Origin of the sequence: Streptomyces sp. NBC_00252 (assembly GCF_036187565.1) — a bacterium.
GTDB lineage: Bacteria > Actinomycetota > Actinomycetes > Streptomycetales > Streptomycetaceae > Streptomyces.
Genome location: NZ_CP108087.1, coordinates 3687287 through 3710701 on the forward strand (window position 1 = coordinate 3687287; position 23415 = coordinate 3710701).

Below are 23415 nucleotides of genomic sequence, written 5' to 3' on the forward strand. Positions count from 1 at the left end.
CCCCGCACCCCTGAAAGACCGGCCGGCCAGCGTTTTCAAGGGGCGCGGGGAACTGCGCGACCAGCCACGACGCACCCGCACCCGCCGACTACCCTTCACCCATGACCCCCGCCGTGCCCGCCTACCGCCGCCTCAGCGTCGAGGAGCGGCGCAGCCAGCTCCTGGACGCCTCGCTCACCCTCTTCGCGCACCGCGCTCCCGAGGAGGTCTCCCTCGACGACGTGGCGGAGGCGGCCGGGGTCTCGCGGCCCCTGGTGTACCGGTACTTCCCGGGCGGCAAGCAGCAGCTGTACGAGGCCGCGCTCAGGTCCGCCGCCGACGAACTCCAGCAGTGTTTCGACGAACCCCGCGAGGGCCCCCTCGTCGCCCGCCTCGCCCGCGCCCTGGACCGCTACCTCGGCTTCGTCGACCAGCACGACGCCGGTTTCAGCGCCCTGCTCCAGGGCGGCAGCGTCGTGGAGACGTCCCGTACGACGGCGATCGTGGACGGCGTCCGCAGGGCCGCGGCCGTGCACATCCTCAGCCATCTCGGGGTCGCCGACCCCGGCCCCCGGCTGCGCATGACCGTACGGATGTGGATCACGGCCGTGGAAGCCGCGTCGCTGATCTGGCTCGACGAGGACAAGGAACCGCCGCTCGACGAGTTGCGGGACTGGCTGGTGGAGCAGTTCGTGGCGGTACTGTCGGTGACCGCCCGGCGGGACCCGCAGACCGCCGCGCTGGTCCAGGATCTCGCGGTGGATGGCTGAGACTGGTCCCGTGAAGAGCGAAGAGACCCCGTTCGAGGGCGGCCCGATGGACGGGCGTTCCCTGCCCGTGCTGCTCGGTCCGACCGGCACCCCGCCGAAGACGTACCGCATCCCGGTCCCCGACGACGCAGGCGGCCCGCCCACGGTCCTCGTCTACCGCCGGGTCCCCCGGGCGCACAGCAAACGGCTCGGTCTCCCCAAGGGCTGGAAGTACGAATACGACCCCGAAGGGAAGCCCGGCAGCGGACTCAGGTGGCCCTGGACCAAGCCAGACGCCACGCCGGGCGGCAAGCCGGACGACACCCACGAGTGACCGGGTTACGCCGAACCGCGCACACCCGGCGCGCGGACCCGCCGACCCCGGCTGATGCTCACGGTGCGGGGCGGATGGCCCGCCGCGCACCGGAGGTGATGACGTGTCAGGAAGGCTTCTGCGTCTGGTCTGTACGGCAACGGTGGCGGCCGGCACCGTTCTCGCGCCGCTGCCCGCCGCCGCCGTGCCCGAACCGCAGGCACCCGGACAGCGTCCTGTCGCCGAACTCCTGACGGATCTTCAGTCCCTCTACCAGGGTGCCGAACAGGCCACGGAGACGTACAACGCCACCGAGGAGAAGCTGAAGAAGCAGCGCGCCGAGGTCGACCGGCTGGACTCCGAGCTGACCCGCGCCCGTCTCTCCCTCCACGACAGCCGCGGCGCCGCGGGCCGGCTGGCCCGGGAGCAGTACCAGAACAGCACCGCCATCTCCCCGTACGTCCGCCTCCTGCTCGCCCGCGATCCGCAGCACGCGCTCGACGAGGGCCATGTCATCGGGCAGTTGGCGCGCGAGCGGGCCGAGACGATCGGCCGGCTGGTCGGCACCGAGAAGAAGAGCGACGGCCTGGCCCGCGCGGCCCGCAAGGCCCTGGACGGTCAACTCACGCTGGCCGCACAGCAGAAGAAGGAACGCGACAAGGTGCAGCAGCGCCTGGCCGACGTCGAGAAACTCCTCACCGCCCTCACCCCCGACCAACTCACCGCCCTCGCCGACTTCGAGAAGACCGACGTCGACAAGGCCCAGCGGACACTGGTCACTTCAGGCGCCCTGGGCGACGACAACCGCGAGCCCTCTCGAGCCGGGGACCGCGCCCTGCGCTACGCCGTCCAGCAGATCGGCAAGCCGTACGAGTGGGGCGCGGAGGGCCCGAAGACCTACGACTGCTCCGGCCTGACCTCCCAGGCATGGGCCCACGCAGGCACCCCGATCCCCAGAACAAGCCAGGAGCAGTGGGCCACCCTGCCCAAGGTCCCCCTGAAGCACCTGCGCCCCGGCGACCTGGTCGTCTACTTCCCCAAGGCGACCCACGTCGCCCTGTACTTGGGCGACGGCAAGGTGGTGCAGGCTCCGAGAACGGGCGAGAAGATCCAGGTCTCCCCGATCGCGACCTACCCGATCCTGGGAGCAGTACGTCCAGACGCCCGCCCCAAAGGGGCGCGGGGAACGGCGCGACCGGCCACAACGAGCCGATAGCCGCGAACTCCCCGCAACCCCAACGGCGACTAGGCCCCGGCAACGGAAGCCAGGTACGCCCCCGTCTTCTCCGGCTCATAGAAGAAGTTCTCGAAGTCCGCCGGATTGTCGAACCCGTTGGCGAACCGATCCGCCACCGGCGGCAACTGCCCGGCAGCCCCGATGAGGTTGAGGATGTGCTCCGGCGGCGGAGCCAACATCGCGTTGGTCCACTTGGTGACGTGCTGAGCCGTCTCCCAGTACCGCTCGAACGTGGCCGACATCCAGTCCCCGTCGAACTCCTTCTCCCCGTGCTCGAGAATCGACGCGAGGTAGGAAGCCGCGCACTTGGACGCGGAGTTGGACCCCTGCCCGGTGATCGGGTCGTTGGCGACGACGACGTCCGCGACGCCCAGCACCAGTCCACCGCCGGGGAGTTGGCCCACGGGGTTACGGACGGTGGGCGCGTACCGCCCCGCCAACGTCCCACCCGCGTCGGTGAGTTCGACGCCCCGAGCGCGCTCGTACTCCCACGGCGTGAACTTCTCCATGAGTTCCAGGGTCAGGGAGAGGTGCTGCGCCGGGTCCTTGATGCCGTGGAAGGCGTCCACCGGACCACCGGGTATGCCCTCCCAGAACAGGATGTCCGCGCGCCCCGACGTGGTGAGCGTCGGCATGACGAACAACTCGCCCACGCCGGGCACCAGGTTGCAGCGGACCGCCTCGAACTCGGGGTGCTCCGGGCGCGGTCCGAGACCGTGGACGTAGGAGACGGCCAGCGCCCGCTGCGGCTCGGTGTACGGGGACCGCTCCGGGTCGCGGGCGAACATCGAGACCAGCTCGCCCTTGCCCGCCGACACCAGCACGAGGTCGTACGTACGGGAGAAGTAGTCGAGGTCGCCGACGGCCGCGCCGTGGATGACCAGTTGGCCGCCGCGCTGCGCGAACGTCTCCATCCAGCCGGCCATCTTCACCCGCTGGTCGACCGACTGCGCGTACCCGTCGAGCTTGCCCACCCAGTCGATCGCGCGCTGGGTCGGACCCGGGTCGTGCGAACCGGGGGCGGCGACCGAGACGCCGAGTCCTTCGATCTTCGGGGCCTGGGACTCCCAGAAGTTCAGCTGGAGATCGCGCTCGTGCCGCAGTGCCGTGGTGAACATGCACTGCGTCGACATGACCCGCCCGGAGCGGATCTCGTCCGCCGTCCGGTTGGACATCAGGGTGACCTCGTACCCGTGCGACTGGAGTCCGAGGGCGAGTTGGAGCCCGGACTGGCCGGCTCCGACGACGAGTATCTTCCGCATGCGGGTGGTGGCTCCTTGGTCGCGACTACTCAGGGGTGACGTCCAGCGCGTGGGCGACGAGCGCCAACAGGGTCTCGATGGCCGAAATCCGCCGCCGCGCATCCATGATCATGACAGGTACGTGGGCGGGAATCGTCAGGGCCTCCCGCACGTCCTCCGGGTCGAACCGCTCGCTGCCCGCGAAGTGGTTGACGGCGACGACGTACGGCAGTCCGCAGCTCTCGAAGTAGTCCAGCGCGGGGAAACAGTCCTTGAGGCGGCGGGTGTCGGCGAGCACGACGGCGCCTATCGCGCCGCGCACCAGGTCGTCCCACATGAACCAGAACCGCTGCTGCCCCGGCGTACCGAAGAGGTAGAGCACCAGGTCGTCGTCGAGCGTGAGACGGCCGTAGTCCATGGCGACCGTGGTGGTCACCTTGTCCGGGGTGCCCGTGAGGTCGTCGGTCTCCTCGCTGGCCTCGGTCATCAGCGCCTCCGTCTGGAGGGGCTGGATCTCGGAGACGGCGCCGACCATGGTGGTCTTGCCGACGCCGAAGCCGCCGGCCACCACGATCTTCGTGGCGACGGGCGCGCGGGTACGGTCCTGCTGCCAGGGCCGCAGCTCCTCTTCGTCGAGGAGCGGGGAGACGCCGTAGGCGGCGGCGTCAGAGACGACGGAGTCCACTCAGCACCTTTTCCAGCAGAGCGCGGTCAGGACGGCCCGTACCGTGAGCGGTTCCGGTTCCGTACACACGGATCTTTCCCTGGTCGGCGAGATCGCTCAGGAGCACGCGGACCACACCGAGCGGCATCTTCAGCAGCGCGGCGATCTCGGCCACCGTGCGCATACGGCGGCAGAGTTCGACGATGGCCCGCATCTCCGGCATGACCCGGGTGTTGAGGGAACCGTTCGTCAACTCCTTGCGCTCCTCCGGGGCTTCGAGCGCCGCCACGAAGGTCTCGACAAGGAGGACATGGCCGAATCGGGTACGGCCGCCGGTGAGCGAGTAGGGGCGAACCCGGGCGGGTTTGCGCTCGCCGCCGCGCACCGGGAGCTTGTTGGGCGTACGGCTCATCGCGCACTCCCGGTGGTCGCGTCCTCGAGGGATTTCCGTAGCTCGCTGCGGAGTTCGGGCGTCAGGACGTGGCCGGCGCGGCCGACGAAGAGCGCCATGTGGTACGCCACGACGCTCATGTCGCAGTCCGCGGAGCCGTGCACGCCGAGCAGCGAACCGTCGCTGATCGACATCACGAAGAGGCTGCCCTCCTCCATGGCGACCATGGTGTGCTTCACCGGGCCCGAGTCCATCAGCTTCGCGGCGCCGATGGTGAGGCTGCCGATGCCGGAGACGATGGTGGCGAGGTCGGCGGCCGAGCCGCGCGGGCCCGAACGCTTCGTCTCCACGGCCTCCTTGGCCTCGGCGTTCCTCCCCGGATCGGAGGACAGGAGCAGCAGCCCGTCGGAGGAGACGACCGCGACCGACTGGATGCCGGGCACCTCCTCGACGAGGTTGCTCAGCAGCCAGTGCAGGTTGCGGGCTTCACTGCTCAGTCCGAAGGTACTGGGCGCGGTCAACTGCTTGCCTCCTCGACGGTGCCCCCCGTGGGTTCCTCGGATCGTGCGGTCGCGCTGCGCGGTGCCGGGACCGGGTTCTGGCCGGTCTGTTCGGCGATCTCCGCTTCTACGTCTCGGTAGCCGGCGGAGGCTCCCGCGCGGAAGCCGCCCAGTCTGCGGCGGAGGGCGTCGGCGTCCACCGTGCCGGTCCGCTGGCGCGGGGCCTGGGCGGGTTGGGTGAGCTTGGGGGTGCGTTTGGGGAGGCCCTTGTCGGTGACAGGGTCCTCGTCCTGGGCTCGTTCGTGTTCCACGGCCTCGGCTTCGCCATCAGCCGTGTACTCGTTCCCACCCGGACCGCCCGTGCGGCTTTCGTGGTCGGGTGCGGGTGGCCCCTGTGGGGCGGACTCGGCGTCGGCGGCTTTCGGGTTCTCCGTTGCCAGGGGCAGCAGGAGTTCCATCGTCATCTCCGCGGGGGACTCCGCCTGGATCTCCACCGGCGCGTCCGCCGAGGGGTCCGCCGGGGTCTCGCGTACCGCCTGCTCCGCCAGGGCCACCAGGGGGTCCTTGTGGTCCGAACGGCCGTGCAGGACGTTGGAGTTGGACTCCGCCGTGGCTCCGGGGAGGGAGTAGGAGTGGGTGTCGGCGGTGGCGAGCGGGGTGGCGGACGGGACCGCCGACGTGGGGGCCGCGGGAAGGAGCGGGCTGGGGAGGACCACCACCGCCGCGATGCCGCCCTGCTTCTGGTCGCGGAGCTGGACGCGGACGCCGTGGCGGTGGGCCAGTCGGGCGACGACGTACAGGCCGAGGCCGAGGCCCTCCTCGCCCTCCTGGTCGTAGGGGGAGTCCGGGTCGAACTCGGTGAGGCGGGCGTTGAGGCTGGTCATGCGGGTGGCGGTCATGCCGATGCCCTCGTCTTGGACGGAGAGCATGACCTCCCCGTTCTCCAGGAGCCAGCCGGCGATCTCGACGGGGGCGTCCGGCGGGGAGAACGACGTGGCGTTCTCCATCAGTTCCGCGAGGAGGTGGCTGATGTCGTCGGCCGCGTAGCCCGCCACGTGCGCGTGCGGGGGCAGTGCCGAGATGCGGACGCGTTCGTAGCGCTCGATCTCGCTGACCGCCGCGCGGACCACGTCCACCAACGGGACGGGACCCGCGTGCTGTTGGACGTGTTCGGTGCCCGCGAGGACCAGGAGGTTCTCGCTGTGACGGCGCATCACCGTGGCGAAGTGGTCGAGCTTGAAGAGGGTGGAGAGCCGGTCGGGGTCCTGCTCGCGCTCCTCCAGGCCCTCGATGACGGCGAGTTGGCGCTCGACCAGGCCCAGCGTGCGCAGCGCGAGGTTGACGAAGGTGCCGCCGATGCTGGTGCGCAGCCGCTCCAACTGCTCGGCGGAGCCGGTGACTTCGGCGCGGAGTTCCTCGCGGGCGTCGGCCATCTTCTGGCGCTGGCCGACGAGGTGCTTGCGGTCGGCCTCCAGGGTCGCGATGCGCTCGTGCAGGGCGGCGGCGTGCGCGTGCAGGGCGTTGACCGAGCGGACGACCTGGGCGAACTCGTCGTTGCGGCCGGTGAACTTGATCGGCTCCTCGGCCCCCAGGTCCTCGGCCTCGGCCAGCCGCGTCGAGCCCCGGCGCAGGACGGAGAGCGGGCGGGTGAGGGTGCGGGCCATGGCGGTGGCGATGCCCACGGCGAGCAGCATGAGGGCGCCGAGGATCGCGACGCGCAGTTCCAGCGCCTTGACGTCGTCGTCGCGGAGCTGGGCGAGGTCCTTGGCGCGGTCGACGTAGAGCGCGGACTCCTCGCCGCGCATCAGGTCGACCCGGGCGGAGAGCGCCGCGTCGAGCTTCTTGGTGCTGGTGTCCAACTGGTCGTCGGACAGCGTGGGCTGGGCGGTGAGGGAGGTGAGGTACTTTTCGGCGGAGTTGACCTCGCTCCCGGTGACCGTGGAGTCGTAGCCCGCGACGGCGTCCTTCGTGGCGGTCTCGCGGAAGTCGGCGAGGGCCGCGTCGGAGCGCAGCCGGGCCTGCTGGGCGGCGGCGCTGAGGGCGTCGCGCTCCTTGGTCTGGGCCTTCGTGGAGGTGGACTCGGTGACCGGCAGGCCGGTGATCGGGCTGATGACCGTCTCGGTGGTCGACGGCACGTTCAGGGCGGCGAGGAGCAACCCGCGTGTGGCGGCGGCCTGTTGGACGGCGGCGTCGAGTTCGGCGAGCGCGTGGGCGCCGGAGCCGGCCCGCGGCGGCATCTTCTCGGCCAGCTGCTCGGCCAGCCGGTGCAGTTCGGTGATGGCGCCGGAGTACGCGTCGTGCGCCTGCAGCGCGCTGCTCTTGCCGGTGAGCGCGGCCCGTCGTACGGCGGCGACGTCGTCGAGGTCCGAGCGGAGCGCGGCTGGGATGTCGGTGTCGGCGCGGAGCTCCTCGACCTGGCGGTCGACGCGGGCGCTGCGGTCCTCGGCGGGGGCCTGGGACTTGGGGCGCCCGGCGGCGATGTACGAGGTGACCTCGTCCCGCTCGTCCGCGAGGGAGTGCGCGAGCGACAGCGCGTCCTGGGTCTGTCCGGCGAGGGTCACCAGGTCCTGGGAGTCGCTCAGTTGGCCCGAGGCGGTGATCAGGGAGGGGACACCGGCTGCCGCGATGGCGGCGGCCACGACGGCCACCGCGATGATGAGCCGGTTGCGGACGTGGGTACGGCGTCCCTTGCCCGCGGGGTCGGGCACGGCGGCACCGGTGGCGCCCCCCTGAGGGGCCGTCTGCTTGCCTGTGCGCCGCGGCCGCTTTTTCTGCACCGGTGCTCGCATTCCTGACTCGTGATACCCATGGGCCCGGGTGACGCTCCGTCACTCCGGTACGGCGACCCTCCCAGTGCCGGTAGGCAGCGGTCGCGCATCGTCCGGCCCGCCACCCGAAGGAGTGAACCCCGGACGGGAGTTGGCGGGCAAGTTCCGGCGGGCCGTCCAAGGGGCCCGCGTACCGCGCCGGTTGGACGTGAGCGGCGGGCTTTGGCAGGATTCGCCGCCACGCATTCCCGGAGTGATCCATTCCCTCCCAAAGCAGGCGTCTGACCTGCACGAGCGCGCCCATTCGACCGTGCGTGCCAACTTTTTGCGAAGCCTGTGAAGAGGTCGTGCAGACTGGCCGAATGCGTACGGAACTTGCGTCGGAACCCGGCGACCCGGACCGCCCCAACGAGGACTTCGCGAGTGTCGGCCTTCCGGCCTCGGGACAGGGCGGTTCGCTGATCGTCCTGGACGGAGTCACCCCGCCGAGAGGCGAGACGGGTTGTCTGCATTCGGTCCCCTGGTACACCGCCCGCCTGGGGGGCGCACTGACCGAACTGACCGTTTCCTACCGGGATCTGACCCTGGCGGAGATTCTCTCCCGGGCGATCCTCCGAACAGCTGAGGCCCACGCCACCACCTGTGACCTTTCTCACCCACGCACCCCACAGGCAACCGTGGTGCTGGCCCGCTGGTCATCGGCGGAGATCGAATACCTGGTCCTCTCGGACTCGGCGCTGCTGGCCGAAAACCCGTCCGGCGAGGTGACCGTCGTACTCGACGACCGGCTGTCCCGCCTCCCGCGCTCCGCCCTCGCGACGGACGCCCTGATCGACACCACGCTCCGCAACAAGGAGGGCGGCTTCTTCACCGCCGCCGCCGATCCGTCGGTCGCGGAGCGCGCGGTGACCGGATCGCTCCCCCGCGCCGAGGTCCGCGCCCTCACCGCCCTGACGGACGGGGCGACGCGGTGGGTGGAGAAGTTCGGCGAAGGCGACTGGGCGGACTGCTTCGCGCTCGTACGGAAGGAAGGGGCGGCGGAGCTGGTCGGCCGGGTGCGGGCGCTGGAGCGGGCCGACGCGGAGGAGCGGACGTATCTGCGGCGGAGCAAGACCCACGACGACGCGACGGTCGTCTACGTCGAGTTGTGAAGGCCCGCCCCGGCCCCGCTCCCCTCTACTTGCCGATGACGCCGTTCAACTGGTGGAGCAGGCGGGCCAGTTCGGCGACCTCCTGGCGGTCCCAGTGGGAGAGCTGGGTGACGTAGCGGGCGCGCCGGGCCTCGCGGACGTGGGTGACCCGGCGGCGGCCCTCGTCCGTGAGGTCGACCAGCCAGGCGCGGCCGTCCGCCGGGTCGGGCTCGCGGGCGATCAGGCCGAGGTCCTCCAGGGCGCGCAGCTGGCGGGACATGGTGGCCTTGCCGACGCCGATGTAGGCGGCCAGTTCGGTGGCCCGCTGCCGGCCGTACTCCTCCAGCCGGACCAGCAGGCCGTAGGCGGCGGACTCCAGGTCGGGGTGGACCTCGCGGGCCATCTCGCCCTGGTTGGCCCGGGCCCGGCGCAGGAGGAACGTCAACTCGCGTTCCAGGGAGAGGTATTCGTGGTCCGCGACGAGCTCGTCGCCGCCCGCGGGCACCGCGTCACCGGCGGGCACCGCGTCCCTGCCTCCGGACAGCCGCTCGGCGTCCCCGGGCAGCCGGTCACCGCCTCCGGAAGGCCGGTCGCCGTTTCTGTCCTCGCCCTTGTGCACGTCAGCACCCATTGGTCCGCTTTCCCGCTCGTGAAAGTTTCCGCCAAACACCGTCATCGCCGCAGCTCCGTCAGTATTTCGCAGGGCTAGACCAACGGCAGCGTCCGGACCCCCTTCCCACGCGGTCTTCTCGGTGCGTAGCGTCCTTACCAGGCAATTGCTGGCATGGCCACGCCATCATCACCGCTTCTCTCCCCACTCCCCCCACCGCCCCCTCGGAGGCCACGCCATGCCCGCGCACAGACCCCGAACACCCCGCCCGCGCCCTCTCTCCCTCGCGCTCGCCCTCTCCGGAATCCTGCTCGCGGCCCTCGCCCACCCGGCCGGCGCCGCCACGGTCCCCGCCCGCGGCTCCGCCTACCTCGGCATCGGCGTCCTGGCGCACGACGGCCAGGACGGCACCCCGGCCGGCGGTGACGCCACCCAGACGGAGGGCGTCGACGTCAGCGCCTACCAGGGCAACGCCGCCTGGTCGACCCTGTGGAGCAGCGGGGTCAAGTGGGCCTACACGAAGGCGACCGAGGGGACGTACTACACGAACCCGTACTTCGCCCAGCAGTACAACGGCTCCTACGGCGTCGGCATGATCCGCGGGGCGTACCACTTCGCGACCCCGGACACGACGAGCGGCGCCACCCAGGCCAACTACTTCGTCGACCACGGCGGCGGCTGGTCCAAGGACGGCCGCACCCTCCCCGGTGTCCTCGACATCGAGTGGAATCCGTACGGCGCGTCCTGCTACGGCAAGTCGGCGTCGGCGATGGTGAGTTGGATCTCCGACTTCCTCTCCACGTACAGGTCCCGCACCGGCCGTGACGCGGTGATCTACACGGCGACGAGCTGGTGGAGCGACTGCACCGGCAACTCGTCCGCCTTCGCGTCCGCCCATCCGCTGTGGATCGCGCGGTACGCCTCGGACCCGGGGACGCTGCCTGCCGGATGGGGCTTCTACACGATGTGGCAGTACACGTCGTCCGGGCCGACGGTCGGGGACCACGACAAGTTCAACGGCGCGCTCGACCGGGTGGTCGCGCTCGCCAACGGCTGACGTACGGCGAAGGCCCGGGCCCCCCTTGAAGGGACCCGGGCCTTCACCTACCGGTGGACGTCCGTCACGCCGCCACCGGAACCTCCGGCGTCGCGCCGTTCGTCGCCGGCGACAGCGCCAGCTCCAGGACCTGGCGGACGTCCGTCACCGCGTGGACGTCGAGCTTGTCCAGGACCTCCGCCGGGACGTCGTCCAGGTCGGGCTCGTTGCGCTTCGGGATGATCACGGTGGTGACCCCGGCCTGGTGCGCGGCGAGCAGCTTCTGCTTCACGCCGCCGATCGGGAGGACCCGACCGGTCAGGGAGACCTCACCCGTCATCGCCACGTCCGTGCGGACCAGCCGGCCGCTGAGCAGCGACGCCAGGGCCGTCGTCATCGTGACACCCGCGCTCGGGCCGTCCTTCGGCACCGAACCCGCCGGGAAGTGGATGTGCACACCCCGGTCCTTCAGGTCGCCCACGGGCAGCTCCAGTTCGGCGCCGTGCGAGCGGAGGAAGGACAGGGCGATCTGCGCGCTCTCCTTCATCACGTCACCCAGCTGACCGGTCAGGGTCAGGCCCGCCGCGCCCGTCTCCGGGTCGGCCAGCGACGCCTCGACGTAGAGGACGTCACCGCCCGCGCCGGTGACCGCGAGGCCGGTGGCGACACCGGGCACCGCGGTGCGGCGCTCGGCCGGGTCCTGGGCGGACTCGGGCACGTGGTGCGGCCGTCCGATCAGGCCGCGCAGGTCGGCGTCGGTCACCGTGAACGGCAGCTTCCGCTCGCCCAGTTCGTGCTGCGCCGCGATCTTGCGGAGCAGCCGGGCGATCGACCGCTCCAGGGTGCGGACGCCCGCCTCCCGGGTGTACTCACCGGCGAGCTTGCGCAGCGCGCTCTCGTCGATGACGACCTCGTCGTCCTTGAGGCCCGCCCGCTCCAGCTGGCGCGGAAGCAGGTGGTCACGGGCGATGACGACCTTCTCGTCCTCGGTGTAACCGTCGAGCCGGACCAGCTCCATGCGGTCGAGCAGTGCCTCCGGGATGGCCTCCAGCACGTTGGCCGTCGCCAGGAACACCACGTCGCTCAGGTCGAGTTCGACCTCCAGGTAGTGGTCGCGGAAGGTGTGGTTCTGCGCGGGGTCGAGCACTTCGAGCAGAGCCGCCGCCGGGTCGCCCCGGTAGTCGGACCCCACCTTGTCGATCTCGTCGAGCAGGACCACCGGGTTCATGGACCCGGCCTCCTTGATCGCGCGGACGACACGACCCGGGAGGGCACCCACGTACGTACGCCGGTGACCACGAATCTCGGCCTCGTCCCGGACACCGCCGAGCGCGACGCGGACGAACTTCCGCCCCATCGCGTGCGCGACGGACTCGCCCAGCGAGGTCTTGCCGACGCCGGGCGGACCGACGAGGGCGAGCACGGCACCGCCGCGCCGGCCTCCGACGACACCCAGGCCCCGCTCCGCGCGCCGCTTGCGCACGGCCAGGTACTCGGTGATGCGCTCCTTCACGTCCTCCAGGCCCGCGTGCTCGGCGTCGAGGATCGCCTTGGCGCCCTGGATGTCGTACTCGTCCTGGGTGCGCTCGTTCCACGGCAGTTCGAGAACGGTGTCCAGCCAGGTGCGGATCCACGAGCCCTCGGGCGACTGGTCGGAGGAGCGCTCCAGCTTCTCGACCTCCTTGAGGGCGGCCTCGCGGACCTTCTCGGGCAGGTCGGCGGCCTCGACGCGGGCGCGGTAGTCGTCGGACTCCTCGCCGTCGCTCGTGTCGCCGTTGAGCTCACGCAGTTCCTTGCGGACGGCTTCGAGCTGGCGCCGCAACAGGAACTCGCGCTGCTGCTTGTCGACGCCTTCCTGCACGTCCTTGGCGATGGTCTCGGCGACGTCCTGCTCGGCGAGGTGGTCGCGGAGGTGCTGGGTGGCGAGCTTGAGCCGGGCCACCGGGTCGGCGGTCTCCAGCAGCTCGATCTTCTGCTCGGTGGTCAGGAAGGGCGAGTAACCGGAATTGTCGGCGAGGGTGGACACGTCATCGATGGCCTGCACGCGGTCGACGACCTGCCAGGCCCCACGCTTGCGCAGCCATGCGGTGGCCAGCGCCTTGTATTCCTTCACCAGCTCGGAAACGGAGCCGGGCAGGGGTTCGGGCAGGCTCTCGTCGAGCGCGGTGCCCTCGACCCAGAGCGCGGCCCCGGGACCGGTGGTACCGGCCCCGATCTTCACGCGGCTACGGCCGCGGATCAGTGCACCCGGGTCACCGTCGGCCAGCCGGCCGACCTGCTCGATGGTGCCGAGCACGCCGGTGCTGGCGTAAGTCCCGTCGATGCGTGGCACCAGCAGGACCTTGGGCTTTCCGGGCTCGGACCGCGCGGCGGCCTGGGCGGCCTCCACGGCGGCGCGTACATCGGTGTCGTTCAGGTCCAGCGGAACCACCATTCCGGGCAGCACGACCTCGTCGTCGAGCGGCAGCACGGGCAGGGTGAGCGGTGTGGACGTCGAAGCCATGATCTCCCCTTAGGCAGTCAAGTTGAGCTATGCCGACTCAATGCTTGGGCGACTTCGATTGTTCCCCACCGGTTGTTCGCCGTGAGCGATCAGGCGCCGCGCCCTTGGCTCTGTGCAGGTCAACCCGGAAATGGGGCGGGGGCTTCCCGGGGAACGGGGTGGGTTGTAGGGGTGGCCGGGGGTGGCAGGGATGGTCGGGACGGCCGGGGATGGCCGGGGACGGCCGGGGATGGCCGGGGATAGCCGGGGAAAGCCGAGACGGCCAGGGACGGCCGGGGATGACCGGACGGCCGGGGATAGCCGGACGGCCGGGGATAGCCGGACGGCCGGGACGGCCGGGATAGCCGGGGACGGCCGGGATAGCCGGGGATAGCCAGGACGGCCGGGGACGGCCCCCCGCTCCCGACGGCCGCCTCCGCGAGTCGCTGTGGAGGCCGACCTCGGAGGTCGATGTCAGTGCCGCCTGCCACGATCCCCGGACGCAACATCACCACGAACACGATCACGGGAGACACATGGGCACCTGGGATGTCGGCCCCTTCGACAACGACACCGCGGCGGACTGGTGCAACACCCTCGACGACGCCGCCCCGGACGCGCGTACGGGCCTGGTCCGCGACACCCTCGCCCGAGCGGCCGACACCCTCGGCTACCTCGACGCGGACATCGCCGACGAAGCCGTCGCGGCAGCAGCCTTGGTCGCCGCGCAGTGCCCCGGCGGCGAGCCCGCCGACCCCCACTACGGCCCGGACGAACTCGTCCCCGACCTCACCGGCCTACGCGCCCTCGCCCTCCAGGCCCTCGACCACGTCATGACCGACCCGTCCGAACTCCTGGACCTCTGGGCCCAATCAGACGGCGCCCCCTGGCACGCTGCCGTCAACCAACTCCGCAGCACACTCACGCCCCCGCCGCCGGGAGACCAACCCCGCCCGGCCTGACCCACGCAACGGCGCACCCACCCGCCCCCGACCCGGAAGGCCCCCGTGAGCTGGGACGTTCTCCTCCTCAACCTGCCCGACGACATCACCTCGGCACAGGACATACCCGCCGACCACTCTCCGCGCCCGTTCGGCCCACGGCACGAAGTCCTCGCCACCATCAGCCGAGCCGAGCCCGGAACAGACCTCTCCGACCCCACCTGGGGCGACCTCACCGGACCCACCTGGTCCATCGAACTCAACATCGGCTCGGAAGACCCCGTGGACTCGATCATGCTGCACATCCGCGGCTCCGGCGACGACGTCCTCACCTCGGTCTTCCGCCTCGCGGGCGCCTTCGACTGCAAGGTGCTGGACTGCTCCTCGGGAGACCTGATCACCCCGGGAAGCCCCTCGGCCTGGCACGCCTTCCAGGAGTTCCGCGACGGCATCACCCGCACCTGAAGCCGACGCACGACGGGCGACGACCCCGCACCCCGCCGATGACCAAGGCCTCGTACCGTCGCCCCGTGACAGATCCGGAAAGCGAGACACAGACCCTCCTCGCCGCCTACGACGACCAGCTGCGAGGCACCCCGCCCATCCCGCCGGCCGGAGTGACGTACGAGAAGGACGGGCCGCTGCTGCGGACGGTCGGACAGTTCCGGGGTTACGTGAGCGGCCCGCGCGACCTGGGGATACGGGGGCGCGAGCTGGACGAACTGATCGCCCGGCAGCGGGACTTCTTCGCGGCGCGCGGGGAGAGCGTGAAGTGGAGGACCCGCTCTCATGACACCCCGCCCGACCTGGCCGACCGCCTCCGCGCGGCGGGCTTCGTGCCCGAGGAACGGGAGACGGTGCTCGTCGGCCGGTCCGAGGAGCTGGCGCTGGCGGAGCCCGTGCTGCCGGACGGGGTCACCATCCGCCGGATCACCGCCGAGGCGGACCTGCGGCGGCTCGGCGCCGTCCAGTCGGCCATCTGGGACATGGATCTGAACTGGCTGGCCGCCGACCTCCTCGGCCGTATCGCCGCCGCGCCGGACGAGATGGTCGTCCACGCCGTCGAGGCGGACGGCGAGATGATCTCCGCGGCCTGGCTCTCCTTCCGGCCCGGGACGGAGTTCGCCACCCTGCTCGGCGGCTCGACGGTCGCCGAGTGGCGCGGCAAGGGCATCTACCGCGCGCTGGTCACCACCCGGGCCGCCCTCGCCGCCGCCCGCGGAGTGCCGTACCTCCACGTGGACGCCTCGGACGACAGCGCCCCGATCCTGCGCCGCCTGGGTTTCCACGCGATCACCACGGCCACGCCGTACGTGTGGTCACCGGATCAACCGCCCGGCGAGGGCGGCGACTTGGCAGCCCGGGACCACTGAAGAACCTGAACGCACCCAGCCCACGGGGTAGTTCAGACCTCCGCGACCTCAACCCACCCCGCCCCGGCTTCCCTTGTCACCTGTACCGCCCGTGCCCATCGCCGTATCAGTGGCCAGGTGGTGATGCCTATCGTCAGGGAGATCAGGTGGCCCCAGTTGGTCATGGGGTCGGTGAAGGCGAGGAGGGACTGGATCAGGGTCCAGGCGAAGAGGGTGATCATCGGGAGGCCGAGCCAGGGGCGGAGGAGGCCGGCGAGGGCTCCTATGCTCGTGGCGACGCCGAAGCTGATGCCGTAGTCGAGGCGGTGCAGGGAACTGGCGGGCAGGTGGCCCGCCAACACCGCGATGCCCACGGTCCCTTCGGTCGCGAGGGTGGCGACGATGTGGCCGAAGAGGAACACCCCGGCGGTCCGTACGCCGCCGATCCGGCGTTCCAGCGCGGTCAGTACCAGGAGGAAGAGGAACGCGTACGGCGACACCATCCCGCCCACGATCCACAGCGCGCTCGCGACCAGCACGAGGAACGGGTCGCGGAGGAGGTGGGTGACGTCCGTGCTGGACGCCTGGTGCAACTGGCCGACGAGGGTGGGGCCGGCGTACTGCGCGATCAGCGAGGTGACGACGAGCAGCACGCCGTAACAGAAGGTGAACGGCGTCCCGGTGGGCGTCGGCAGCAGGCGCCAGGGGCGGACGCCGCGCAGCGCGGTGAGGGCGGGGGCGATCCGTGGCGCGTACTCGGCGGGGACGGCCGGGGTCGACGCGGAGGGCGACACCGCCGCGGAGGCGCAGGCGAGCGCGGTCGCCGGGACCGGCGTGGCGAACACCAACTCCCCGGTGTCGTCCGGTACTTCCCGCTGTCTCGGCATCGCGTCCAGCAGCCCGGAATCCAGGGGCGCGGCCGACCCGGATTCAGCGGCCGGGGGCCCGCCCGGAGGCGTGGCGGAGGCCTGGGTGTCGGCCGTCGCGATCCGTTCCACGGTGAGGCGCTCCTTCCGGTTCACACCCCACCCTTCGCCGTCCCACCTGCCGCTGTCTATGACCGACGCCACGCGAGGGCCGATTCACAGCAACCTGAAAGGCTTCCGACGCGTCCGCCAGTACCTTGCACCCGGACAGGACCGCCCTGGGTTAATTCGGCTGACCGATCCGGTGAAACTGCCAGGATGGTTCGCATGACGACCGCGTACGACAGCGCTCCCGGGTACGGCTCCCCCGTCGTCCTGGACCGGCGCGAGGGCCCCTACGGCGAAGTGGTGCTGCGCCGGCACGGGGAGTTGCTGCAGATCATCGCCAACGGCTGCTTCCTGATGGACACTTCGGACGGCCGCTCGGAGCGGCTGCTGATCGACGCGGCACGCGACGCCCTCGGCTCCCGCCCCGCACCTCATGTGCTGATCGGCGGCCTCGGCGTCGGATTCTCGCTCGCGCACGCCGCGGCCGACCCCCGCTGGGGCCGGATCAGCGTCGTCGAACGGGAACCCGCGATCGTCGAATGGCACCGCTCGGGCCCGCTGTCCGCGCTCTCCGCGTCCGCTCTCGCCGATCCCCGCACGGTAATTGTGGAAACGGATCTTGTCGCTTTCGTCAATGAGACTTGCGCCACTTTCGACGCGCTCTGCCTCGACATCGACAACGGCCCCGACTGGACCGTCACCGAGGGCAACGACAGCCTCTACTCACCGGCCGGACTGGCAAGCTGCGCAAGGGTGTTGAGACCGGGAGGGGTACTCGCCGTATGGTCCGCGCAGCCCTCTCCGGAATTTGAACGAACCTTATGGAATGCCGGGTTCCAACAGGTGCGTACCGAAGAGATCCCCGTTGCCCGAGGAGTTCCCGACGTCGTGCACCTCGCCGTCCGACCTGGATAGCAAAGGCGCGGTGACTCCCCGTACTCTGCTTCCCTGACGCCGATCATTCAAGCGTCAAGCGCAGTCATGGGATCACCCCACTGGTTCCGGAAAGCACACTTCAGGGGCGGGCGATGGAGCAGACACACACCTCCCACAACGGTACGGCCACGGCCACGCCGGGCGCGCAGCGCCGGGTGCTGGTGGTCGAGGACGACCCGACGATCGTCGACGCCATCGCGGCCCGTCTGCGCGCCGAGGGATTTCTCGTGCAGACCGCGGGCGACGGGCCTTCGGCCGTCGACACCGCCGAGGCCTGGCAGCCCGATCTGCTGATCCTCGACATCATGCTGCCCGGCTTCGACGGGCTGGAGGTCTGCCGCCGTGTGCAGGCCGCCCGCCCGGTGCCGGTGCTGATGCTCACCGCGCGCGACGACGAGACCGACATGCTGGTCGGGCTCGGGGTCGGCGCCGACGACTACATGACCAAGCCGTTCTCGATGCGGGAGCTGGCCGCGCGGGTGCACGTCCTGCTGCGCCGGGTGGAGCGTGCCGTGGTGGCCGCGTCCACCCCGCGCTCGGGCATCCTGCGCCTGGGCGAGCTGGAGATCGACCACGCGCAGCGCCGGGTGCGGGTGCGCAGTGAGGACGTCCACCTCACGCCCACCGAGTTCGACCTGCTGGTCTGCCTGGCGAACACCCCGCGTGCCGTGCTCTCGCGCGAGCAGCTGCTCGCCGAGGTCTGGGACTGGGCGGACGCCTCCGGCACCCGCACGGTCGACAGCCACATCAAGGCGCTGCGCCGGAAGATCGGCGCCGAGCGGATCCGCACGGTGCACGGCGTGGGCTACGCACTGGAGACACCGACGCCATGAGCGAAGGGCCGACGTCACGGAGGAGCCCCGGGGAGCCCTGGGGCGGCGTACGCCCGTTCTCGATCAAGACCAAGCTGGGCGCTCTGGTCGTCATCGCGGTGCTCATCACCACCGGTCTGATGATGATCGCCATGCGCACGGCGACGGAGCTGCGCTTCATCACGGTCTTCTCGATGATCGCCACACTGCTGATAACGCAGTTCGTGGCCCATTCGCTCACCGCGCCGCTGGACGAGATGAACACGGTGGCCCGGTCCATCTCGCGCGGTGACTACACCCGCCGGGTGCGGGAGAACCGCCGCGACGAACTGGGCGACCTGGCCGGGACGATCAACGTCATGGCCGACGAGCTGGAGGCGCAGGAGCGCCAGCGCAAGGAACTCGTCGCGAACGTCTCGCACGAGCTGCGCACCCCCATCGCGGGCCTGCGTGCCGTCCTGGAGAACGTCGTCGACGGCGTCTCGGCGGCCGACCCGGAGACCATGCGGACCGCGCTGAAGCAGACGGAGCGGCTGGGGCGGCTGGTGGAGACGCTGCTCGACCTGTCCCGGCTGGACAACGGCGTCGTACCGCTGAAGACCCGCCGGTTCGAGGTCTGGCCGTATCTCTCGGGCGTGCTCAAGGAGGCCAACATGGTCGCCTCGGCGCGGGCGGGCATCGCGTCGGGCTCAGGGAGCCACACGCGCACGGACGTCCATCTGCACCTGGACGTGTCCCCGCCGGAGCTGACCGCGCTCGCGGACCCGGAGCGGATCCACCAGGTCGTCGCCAACCTCATCGACAACGCGGTCAAGCACAGCCCCGCGCACGGCCGGGTGACGGTCAAGGCGCGGCGCGGGTCGCTGCCGGAGTCGCTGGAGCTGGAGGTCCTGGACGAGGGGCCCGGCATCCCGAAGGCGGAGTGGGCGCACATCTTCGAGCGGTTCAACCGGGGAGCGGTGAGCGCGCCCCACGGACCCGGCAGCGACGGCGGTACGGGCCTCGGCCTGGCGATCGCCCGCTGGGCGGTGGATCTGCACGGCGGCCGGATCGGTGTGGCCGAATCCGACCGTGGCTGCAGGATCATCGTCACCCTCCCGGGACTGTCATCTGTGCCAAGTTGACGTAAAGTTCGAACCGGAGCCCCAAGATCCACGACGGTCCGCGCTGACGGACACGTGTGATCAGGCACAGGCCCGCGCCATCGGCGCGCCCGGCCCGCATCGACGCGCCCCTTCCGTAGCGGAACCACGCCTGTTTCCCGCCATTTCAGCGCTCGAAACACACTTTCCGATGTGACTTACGCGACGATGGACCGGCCCGACCTGACCTTGGCCGTCATGGGGGCGTAGCCTTAATTCCCGCTGTCCATCACCTTGTGAAGCGGAAGAGGGCGGTTGCCGCCGTGTCGTCACAGTCCCCCAGTAACTCGACCATCTCGACCGAGTCCGACCAACCCGCGGGTAAGAATCCCGCGGCGGCGTTCGGACCCAACGAGTGGCTCGTCGACGAGATCTATCAGCAGTACCTCCAGGATCCGAACTCGGTTGACCGAGCCTGGTGGGACTTCTTCGCCGACTACAAGCCGGGCGCGGCTGCCGCCCCGACCTCGACTTCGGCGGGTACTGCGGCCGCGGGGGCCGTAGGAACCACCCCGGCCCCGGCGGCACCCGCCGCCCAGGCCCCGGCTCCGGCCCAGGCCGCTCCTGCCGCACCCGCGCCCGCCGCTCCGGCGGTCCCCGCGCCGGCGCCCGCAGCCGCGGCTCCCGCGCCGGCGAAGGCCGCAGCCCCGGCTCCGGCGCCCGCCGCCAAGCCGGCCGCCGCCGCTCCCGCCGCCGCGAAGCCGAAGGCGGAGCCCGCGGCCGAGGCCACCGGTGGCCCGGAGTTCGTCACGCTGCGCGGCCCGGCCGCCGCGGTCGCGAAGAACATGAACGCCTCGATCGAGGTCCCCACCGCCACGTCGGTGCGCGCGGTTCCGGTCAAGCTGCTCTTCGACAACCGCATCGTCATCAACAACCACCTGAAGCGCGCCCGGGGCGGGAAGATCTCCTTCACCCACCTCATCGGCTACGCGATGGTGCAGGCCATCAAGGCCATGCCGTCGATGAACCACTCCTTCCAGGAGAAGGACGGCAAGCCCACCCTGGTCAAGCCGGAGCACGTCAACTTCGGTCTCGCCATCGACCTCGTGAAGCCGAACGGCGACCGCCAGCTCGTCGTCGCCGGCATCAAGAAGGCCGAGACGCTGAACTTCTTCGAGTTCTGGCAGGCCTACGAGGACATCGTCCGCCGCGCCCGCGACGGCAAGCTGACGATGGACGACTTCACCGGTGTCACGGTCTCCCTGACCAACCCCGGCGGCCTCGGCACGGTCCACTCGGTCCCCCGCCTGATGCCCGGCCAGTCGGTCATCATGGGCGTCGGCTCGATGGACTACCCGGCGGAGTTCCAGGGCACCTCCCAGGACACCCTGAACAAGCTCGGCATCTCGAAGGTCATGACGCTCACGTCGACCTACGACCACCGGGTCATCCAGGGCGCCGCCTCCGGCGAGTTCCTGCGGATCGTCGCCAACCTCCTGCTCGGCGAGAGCGGCTTCTACGACGAGATCTTCGAGGCGCTGCGCATCCCGTACGAGCCGGTCCGCTGGCTCAAGGACATCGACGCGTCGCACGACAACGACGTGACGAAGGCCGCCCGCGTCTTCGAGCTGATCCACTCCTACCGGGTCCGCGGCCACGTCATGGCCGACACCGACCCGCTGGAGTACCGCCAGCGCAAGCACCCCGACCTGGACATCACCGAGCACGGCCTCACCCTGTGGGACCTGGAGCGGGAGTTCGCGGTCGGCGGTTTCGCCGGCAAGTCCCTGATGAAGCTGCGCGACATCCTCGGCGTGCTGCGCGACTCGTACTGCCGCACCACCGGCATCGAGTTCATGCACATCCAGGACCCGAAGCAGCGCAAGTGGATCCAGGACCGCATCGAGCGCTCGCACTCCAAGCCGGAGCGCGAGGAGCAGCTGCGCATCCTGCGCCGGCTGAACGCGGCGGAGGCCTTCGAGACCTTCCTGCAGACGAAGTACGTCGGCCAGAAGCGCTTCTCCCTCGAGGGCGGCGAGTCGGTCATCCCGCTGCTGGACGCGGTCATCGACAGCGCGGCCGAGTCGCGCCTCGACGAGGTCGTCATCGGCATGGCCCACCGCGGCCGCCTGAACGTGCTCGCCAACATCGTCGGCAAGTCGTACGCCCAGATCTTCCGCGAGTTCGAGGGCAACCTCGACCCGAAGTCGATGCACGGCTCCGGCGACGTGAAGTACCACCTGGGCGCCCAGGGCACCTTCACCGGCCTGGACGGCGAGCAGATCAAGGTCACCCTCGCGGCGAACCCGTCCCACCTGGAGACGGTCGACCCGATCATCGAGGGCATCGTCCGCGCCCGCCAGGACATCATCAACAAGGGCGGCACGGACTTCACGGTCCTGCCCCTCGCCCTGCACGGTGACGCGGCCTTCGCGGGCCAGGGCGTCGTGGCCGAGACGCTCAACATGTCCCAGCTGCGCGGCTACCGCACCGGCGGCACGATCCACATCGTCATCAACAACCAGGTCGGCTTCACCGCCGCCCCGGAGTCCTCGCGCTCCTCGATGTACGCGACGGACGTGGCGAGGATGATCGAGGCCCCGATCTTCCACGTGAACGGCGACGACCCGGAGGCCGTGGTCCGTGTGGCCCGCCTGGCCTTCGAGTTCCGTCAGGCGTTCAACAAGGACGTGGTGATCGACCTCATCTGCTACCGCCGCCGCGGTCACAACGAGTCGGACAACCCGGCCTTCACCCAGCCCCTGATGTACGACCTGATCGACAAGAAGCGCTCGGTGCGCAAGCTCTACACCGAGTCCCTCATCGGTCGCGGCGACATCACCCTCGAGGAGGCCGAGCAGGCGCTCCAGGACTACCAGGGCCAGCTGGAGAAGGTCTTCACGGAGGTCCGCGAGGCGACGTCCCAGCCGGGCGCGGCGCCCATGTCGGACCCGCAGGCCGAGTTCCCCGTCGCGGTCAACACGGCGATCTCCTCCGAGGTCGTCAAGCGCATCGCCGAGTCCCAGGTCAACATCCCGGACAACTTCCACGTCCACCCGCGTCTGCTGCCCCAGCTGCAGCGCCGGGCGACGATGGTCGAGGACGGGACGATCGACTGGGGCATGGGCGAGACGCTCGCGATCGGTTCGCTGCTCCTCGAGGGCACCCCGGTCCGCCTCTCCGGCCAGGACTCCCGCCGCGGTACGTTCGGCCAGCGCCACGCGGTCCTCATCGACCGGCAGACGGGCGAGGACTACACCCCGCTCCAGTACCTCTCCGAGGAGCAGGCGCGCTACAACGTCTACGACTCGCTCCTCTCCGAGTACGCGGTCATGGGCTTCGAGTACGGCTACTCGCTCGCCCGTCCCGACGCGCTCGTGATGTGGGAGGCGCAGTTCGGCGACTTCGTCAACGGCGCGCAGTCCGTGGTCGACGAGTACATCTCGGCGGCGGAGCAGAAGTGGGGCCAGACGTCCGGCGTCACCCTGCTCCTCCCGCACGGCTACGAGGGCCAGGGCCCGGACCACTCCTCGGCGAGGGTCGAGCGCTTCCTCCAACTGTGCGCGCAGAACAACATGACGGTCGCGATGCCGACGCTCCCGTCGAACTACTTCCACCTCCTGCGGTGGCAGGTGCACAACCCGCACCACAAGCCGCTGGTGGTCTTCACCCCGAAGTCGATGCTGCGCCTCAAGGCCGCCGCGTCGAAGACGGAGGAGTTCACGACGGGCCAGTTCCGCCCGGTCATCGGCGACGCGACGGTCGACCCGGCCGCCGTCAAGAAGGTCGTCTTCGTGGCGGGCAAGCTGTACTACGACCTGGAGGCCGAGCGCACCAAGCGCGGCACCACGGACGTGGCGATCATCCGCGTCGAGCGGCTGTACCCGCTGCCGGGTGCGGAGCTCCAGGCGGAGGTCAACAAGTACCCGAACGTCGAGAAGTACCTGTGGGCCCAGGAGGAGCCGGCGAACCAGGGTGCCTGGCCGTTCATCGCCCTCAACCTGATCGACCACCTCGACCTCGCGGTCGGCGCGGATGTTCCTCACGGAGAGCGGCTGCGGCGGATCTCCCGCCCGCACTCGTCGTCTCCGGCGGTGGGTTCGGCGAAGCGACACCAGGCTGAGCAGGAGCAGCTGGTGCGCGAGGTGTTCGAGGCGTAGGCCTCGGCCCGTTCTACGGTGGGCCCGGCTCCGAGTCTTTGGACTTGGGGGCGGGCCC

At 70.5% G+C, this 23415-nt stretch carries 20 protein-coding genes; 12 read left to right on the forward strand and 8 right to left on the reverse strand.

All coding sequences use genetic code 11. The annotated features are described in order from the left end of the window. Window positions 1-101 precede the first annotated feature (101 nt). The 3 genes from OHT77_RS15800 (at window position 102) to OHT77_RS15810 (ending at window position 2257) form a co-directional block, all read left to right on the forward strand. Entirely contained in the window at window positions 102-749 is a 648-nt protein-coding gene (locus OHT77_RS15800) for a TetR/AcrR family transcriptional regulator (protein ID WP_328829082.1), read from the forward strand. Beyond that, window positions 742-1062, forward strand: coding sequence for a hypothetical protein (locus OHT77_RS15805; RefSeq protein WP_328829083.1), 321 nt, complete (start codon window positions 742-744; stop codon window positions 1060-1062). Before OHT77_RS15800 ends, OHT77_RS15805 begins: the two co-directional genes overlap by 8 nt. 103 nt (window positions 1063-1165) lie before the next feature. Then, entirely contained in the window at window positions 1166-2257 is a 1092-nt protein-coding gene (locus tag OHT77_RS15810) for a C40 family peptidase (protein WP_328829085.1), read from the forward strand. Window positions 2258-2286: 29 nt separating this feature from the next. Here OHT77_RS15810 and OHT77_RS15815 read toward each other — a convergent pair whose 3' ends face one another. The 5 genes from OHT77_RS15815 to OHT77_RS15835 are packed head-to-tail and all read right to left on the reverse strand — an operon-like array spanning window position 2287 to window position 7851. Beyond that, window positions 2287-3540 carry a styrene monooxygenase/indole monooxygenase family protein gene (locus tag OHT77_RS15815; RefSeq protein ID WP_328829086.1) on the reverse strand — a complete coding sequence of 418 codons (1254 nt, stop codon included), beginning with the start codon at window positions 3538-3540 and terminating at the stop codon, window positions 2287-2289. A gap of 25 nt (window positions 3541-3565) precedes the next feature. Next, window positions 3566-4204, reverse strand: a complete 639-nt coding sequence (locus tag OHT77_RS15820) for a GTP-binding protein (protein ID WP_328829087.1) — start codon at window positions 4202-4204, stop codon at window positions 3566-3568. Beyond that, window positions 4185-4595 carry a DUF742 domain-containing protein gene (locus OHT77_RS15825; RefSeq protein WP_019058213.1) on the reverse strand — a complete coding sequence of 137 codons (411 nt, stop codon included), beginning with the start codon at window positions 4593-4595 and terminating at the stop codon, window positions 4185-4187. The genes OHT77_RS15820 and OHT77_RS15825 overlap by 20 nt, the downstream gene beginning before the upstream one ends. Then, window positions 4592-5095 carry a roadblock/LC7 domain-containing protein gene (locus OHT77_RS15830; protein ID WP_266772505.1) on the reverse strand — a complete coding sequence of 168 codons (504 nt, stop codon included), beginning with the start codon at window positions 5093-5095 and terminating at the stop codon, window positions 4592-4594. Before OHT77_RS15830 ends, OHT77_RS15825 begins: the two co-directional genes overlap by 4 nt. Next, window positions 5092-7851 (reverse strand): sensor histidine kinase, encoded by a 2760-nt coding sequence (locus OHT77_RS15835; RefSeq protein ID WP_328829088.1) that lies wholly within the window; start codon window positions 7849-7851, stop codon window positions 5092-5094. Before OHT77_RS15835 ends, OHT77_RS15830 begins: the two co-directional genes overlap by 4 nt. A gap of 353 nt (window positions 7852-8204) precedes the next feature. Between OHT77_RS15835 and OHT77_RS15840 the strand changes: the two genes are divergently transcribed. Then, a complete protein-coding gene (locus OHT77_RS15840; RefSeq protein WP_328829089.1) occupies window positions 8205-8993 on the forward strand; it encodes a hypothetical protein in 789 nt (262 codons plus the stop codon). A gap of 25 nt (window positions 8994-9018) precedes the next feature. Here OHT77_RS15840 and OHT77_RS15845 read toward each other — a convergent pair whose 3' ends face one another. Beyond that, window positions 9019-9603: a MarR family winged helix-turn-helix transcriptional regulator gene (locus OHT77_RS15845; protein ID WP_328829090.1), complete on the reverse strand. Its 585-nt coding sequence runs from the start codon at window positions 9601-9603 to the stop codon at window positions 9019-9021. A gap of 217 nt (window positions 9604-9820) precedes the next feature. Between OHT77_RS15845 and OHT77_RS15850 the strand changes: the two genes are divergently transcribed. Continuing rightward, complete coding sequence (locus OHT77_RS15850; protein WP_328829091.1) at window positions 9821-10639, forward strand: lysozyme; 819 nt, start codon at window positions 9821-9823, stop codon at window positions 10637-10639. A gap of 64 nt (window positions 10640-10703) precedes the next feature. Here OHT77_RS15850 and lon read toward each other — a convergent pair whose 3' ends face one another. Continuing rightward, entirely contained in the window at window positions 10704-13121 is a 2418-nt protein-coding gene (gene lon / locus OHT77_RS15855; RefSeq protein WP_328829093.1) for an endopeptidase La, read from the reverse strand. A 515-nt stretch (window positions 13122-13636) separates the two neighbouring features. On the opposite strand from lon, the gene OHT77_RS15860 reads away from it, so the two are divergent. From OHT77_RS15860 to OHT77_RS15870, 3 genes are all read left to right on the forward strand, one after another. Next, a complete protein-coding gene (locus tag OHT77_RS15860; protein ID WP_328829095.1) occupies window positions 13637-14062 on the forward strand; it encodes a DUF4259 domain-containing protein in 426 nt (141 codons plus the stop codon). Window positions 14063-14107: 45 nt separating this feature from the next. Beyond that, window positions 14108-14506, forward strand: a complete 399-nt coding sequence (locus tag OHT77_RS15865; RefSeq protein WP_328829098.1) for a hypothetical protein — start codon at window positions 14108-14110, stop codon at window positions 14504-14506. A 65-nt stretch (window positions 14507-14571) separates the two neighbouring features. Beyond that, window positions 14572-15414: a GNAT family N-acetyltransferase gene (locus OHT77_RS15870; protein WP_328829101.1), complete on the forward strand. Its 843-nt coding sequence runs from the start codon at window positions 14572-14574 to the stop codon at window positions 15412-15414. A 32-nt stretch (window positions 15415-15446) separates the two neighbouring features. Here the strand turns inward: OHT77_RS15870 and OHT77_RS15875 are convergent, their stop codons facing one another. Beyond that, the gene (locus tag OHT77_RS15875) at window positions 15447-16391 is read right to left on the reverse strand and encodes a rhomboid-like protein (protein ID WP_328829104.1); all 945 of its coding nucleotides are present in this window, start codon (window positions 16389-16391) and stop codon (window positions 15447-15449) included. Window positions 16392-16586: 195 nt separating this feature from the next. Between OHT77_RS15875 and OHT77_RS15880 the strand changes: the two genes are divergently transcribed. The 4 genes from OHT77_RS15880 (at window position 16587) to OHT77_RS15895 (ending at window position 23357) form a co-directional block, all read left to right on the forward strand. Next, window positions 16587-17282, forward strand: coding sequence for a spermidine synthase (locus tag OHT77_RS15880; RefSeq protein ID WP_328829106.1), 696 nt, complete (start codon window positions 16587-16589; stop codon window positions 17280-17282). Window positions 17283-17395: 113 nt separating this feature from the next. After that, entirely contained in the window at window positions 17396-18136 is a 741-nt protein-coding gene (locus OHT77_RS15885) for a response regulator transcription factor (protein WP_033282112.1), read from the forward strand. Next, complete coding sequence (locus OHT77_RS15890) at window positions 18133-19239, forward strand: sensor histidine kinase (protein ID WP_266772486.1); 1107 nt, start codon at window positions 18133-18135, stop codon at window positions 19237-19239. The genes OHT77_RS15885 and OHT77_RS15890 overlap by 4 nt, the downstream gene beginning before the upstream one ends. A gap of 281 nt (window positions 19240-19520) precedes the next feature. Beyond that, entirely contained in the window at window positions 19521-23357 is a 3837-nt protein-coding gene (locus tag OHT77_RS15895) for a multifunctional oxoglutarate decarboxylase/oxoglutarate dehydrogenase thiamine pyrophosphate-binding subunit/dihydrolipoyllysine-residue succinyltransferase subunit (RefSeq protein WP_328829108.1), read from the forward strand. Window positions 23358-23415 lie beyond the last annotated feature (58 nt).